Origin of the sequence: Campylobacter sp. 2352 PW (genome assembly GCF_024723575.1) — a bacterium.
Lineage (GTDB): Bacteria > Campylobacterota > Campylobacteria > Campylobacterales > Campylobacteraceae > Campylobacter_D.
In genome coordinates, this window is the sequence record NZ_JANQCX010000025.1 from 1 (window position 1) to 3,370 (window position 3,370).

A 3,370-nucleotide genomic window follows, 5' to 3' on the forward strand; every position below is an offset into this window, starting at 1 on the left:
AACGATTTCTTAGCTCGTTTAAAATTTCAAGAGTGCATCCTTATTTATACGCGTTTTTTTATATTTTTTTTGGCAGGATTAAAAAATCAGATGTTTTTGTAGGATGGGGTAGAAAAAAGTCAGGTTTAAAAGCTGTAGAACTAGCTAGAAAATATAATACAAGATTTTTGCTTTTAGAGGATGGCTTTTTGCGCTCATTAAATTTAGGTGTAGAAAAAAGTCCGAGTTTTTCTATCGTCAAAGATGATGTAGGAATTTATTACGATGCGACTATGCCTTCTAAACTTGAAAATATTTTAAACACTTATGAGTTTAGCGCCGAAGAATTAGAGCAAGCAAAAAAAGTTATAGAAGTTATCAAAAAAGAAAAACTTAGTAAGTATAATAACAATCTTTGCATACCAAAAGAGTTTTTTAGTGCTAATGAAGAACGTGTATTAATCATCACTCAAGTAGCAAATGATGCTTCGTTAAAATTTGGTTTAGCTGATATTTTTTCAACTCAAGATATCATAAATGATGCTATCAAAGAAAATCCAAATGCTAAAATATACATTAAAATTCATCCTGATATATTAAGTGGTAAAAAGCAAAGTGATTTTAACGCACAAGATTTACCAAGTAAATGTGTAGTTATAAAAGAAAATTATAATCCTATAGAATTATTAATCTATTTTAAAAAAGTTTATACCAAGACTTCTGGTATGGGTTTTGAAGCTTTGATGTTAGGGTGCGAATGTGTGTGTTATGGCGTGCCATTTTATGCAGGTTGGGGTTTAACGCAAGATAAACAAGTATGTAAAAGAAGGCTTAAAAAAAGAACTTTGGAAGAAGTTTTTTATGCTGCTTATATTTTATATAGTGAGTATTTTAATCCTTACTTAAATCAAAAAAGTGATATTTTTGATACTATTCATACTCTAGCAAAGTATAAAAAGATAGAACAAGCTAATTCAAATACTTTGTATTTTTTAGGTTTTTCTAAATGGAAAAGAGAGTTTGTAAGACCTTTTTTTGAAGCTAAAAATAATAAAATCATTTTTTTAAACTCGCTTAATGAGCTTTACAAAGCAAATTTAAATCCTGAAGATAAAATTTTCATTTGGGGTAAAAAGCATGATAAAGCTTTACTAGCTAAAGATTTTAAAAATGCAATTTTCTTAGTAGAGGATGGCTTTTTGCGCTCTGTTTTTTTAGGTTCAGATCTTACACGTCCTTTTTCTTTGATAGTAGATAGTAAAGGCTTGTATGTTGATCCAAGTAAGCCAAGCGATTTAGAAGATATTTTGCAAAATCATATTTTTGATGAGAGTTTAAAACAAAGAGCCAAAAAACTCATCACTATCATCACGCAAAATAAATTTTCAAAATATAATGGCTTAAAGCACGAAAAATTAAATTTTAATACCAACAAAAAAATCATCTTGATCCCAGCTCAAGTAGAAGATGATGCTTCTATGATCTTAGGTGGAGCAGGCTTTGATACCTTAAAACTTTTACAAAGCGTAAGAAAGGCTAATGGAAACACCTTCATAGTTTTTAAACCTCACCCTGATGTTTTAAGCGGTAACCGTAAGGGTTTAAAAGATAAAAGTATTATTTTAAAATATTGTGATGAGATTATAGAAAATGTCAGCATAGATAGTGCTATAAATGCTTGTGATGAAGTGCATACCATCACTTCTACAAGTGGTTTTGATGCTCTTTTGCGTGGTAAAAAAGTAGTGGTATATGGTAAGCCTTTTTATGCGGGCTGGGGTTTGACAAGCGATTTTCATAAAATTCCAAGACGCACAAGAATGCTTAGCTTAGAAGAACTTGTTGCTGGCGTTTTGATCCTTTATCCAAGATACATCCATCCAAAAAGTAAAAATTTATGTGAAGTTGAGCTTGCATTAGATATAATGTTAAAAATGCAAAAAGATTATTTTTCTAAATTTTATTTGCGTTGGTTTATGGATATAAGAATTTATATATTAAGAAAAATAAGAAGATTGATAGAATTTATTTTGATTAGATGAATTTAAGTAAAAAGTTAAAAAAATTTTCTGGTAAAAATGTTTTATTGCTCCAAGGGCCTGTAGGAGGATTTTTTCGTAAAATTGCTACAAAAATTCCACAAGCTAAGGTTCATAAAGTAAATTTTAATGGCGGAGATTTTTTCTTTTATCCTTTTAAAAGTATTAATTATACTAAAAGCTTAGCCGAGCTTGAAGACTTTTATAAAAAGCTTTTTGAAGAAAAACAAATTCAAGTTATCATTATGTATAATGATTGTAGAAAAGTTCATGAAATAGCCATTAATGTTGCTAAGCAAATGGGTATTGAAGTATGGATTTTTGAAGAAGGTTATATAAGACCAAACTTCATTACTTTTGAAAAAGATGGAGTGAATGCAAACTCCACTTTGCCTAGAGAAAAAGAATTTTATCTAAGTCAGAAAAAATTTGATAAAGATTTTAAATTCAAAACTTTCTCAAGCACTTTTAGAAATATGGCCTTTGCTTCATTTTTATACTGGCTTTTTGCTTTTTTATTTTCTTGGTATTTTAATAATTCTTTACATCATAGAAGTTTAAAATTATTTGACTTTTTACCTTGGCTTTGCTCAGTATATAGAAAAAACAAATACAAAATCACAGAAAAAAGTTTAAACGAAAAAATTCTTTCCCTAAAGCAAAAGTATTTTTTGGCTATTTTACAAGTGCATAATGATACTCAACTCTCCCATCATTATAAAAAAACTACAGAAAAATTTATAGAAGAAGTAATCATTTCTTTTGCTAATCATGCCAAAGCAAAGTCTTATTTAGTTTTTAAGCACCATCCTATGGATCGTGGCTATAGGGACTATACTAAACTTATAGAAGATTTGAGCTTAAAATACAATGTCGAGGGTAGAATTTTATATATACATGACTTACACTTACCTACGCTCTTAATCAATGCAAGAGGCACTATAGTGATAAATAGCACAGTAGGACTTTCTGCTTTATATCATAATAGTCCTTTAAAAGTTATGGGAAAAGCCTTTTATGATGTTGAAGGTTTGACTTATCAAAAAAGCTTGCATACTTTTTGGAAAGAATGCAGGGCATATAAGCCTGATGCTGTTTTGCACGCTAAATTTAGAAATTATGTGATATATAAAACCCAAGTCAATGGGAATTTTTTCAAAAATACTAGTTTAGATTAAATTTTCTTTTTATAATTTTTTGCAATCTTTTTTAGTTTAAAAGGTAAGCTTAAATAGCCTATTTTAAAAGGGGTTCTTGAAGCTTGCAAAAGTGCATTACCTAAAAGATAAGGCAAGTGTGTTTTGGCTATTTGAGCGTGTTTATAGTCTGCATAAGCTTTTAGTGGCGGTAGA

2 protein-coding genes are annotated in these 3,370 nt (G+C 29.2%); both read left to right on the forward strand.

The annotated features are described in order from the left end of the window. Positions 1–23: 23 nt before the first annotated feature. Positions 24–2,021 carry a capsular polysaccharide biosynthesis protein gene (locus CAMP5121_RS07905; protein WP_442863295.1) on the forward strand — a complete coding sequence of 666 codons (1,998 nt, stop codon included), beginning with the start codon at positions 24–26 and terminating at the stop codon, positions 2,019–2,021. Next, positions 2,018–3,196 (forward strand): capsule polysaccharide modification protein KpsS, encoded by a 1,179-nt coding sequence (gene kpsS / locus CAMP5121_RS07910; RefSeq protein ID WP_337215284.1) that lies wholly within the window; start codon positions 2,018–2,020, stop codon positions 3,194–3,196. The genes CAMP5121_RS07905 and kpsS overlap by 4 nt, the downstream gene beginning before the upstream one ends. Positions 3,197–3,370: the final 174 nt, after the last annotated feature.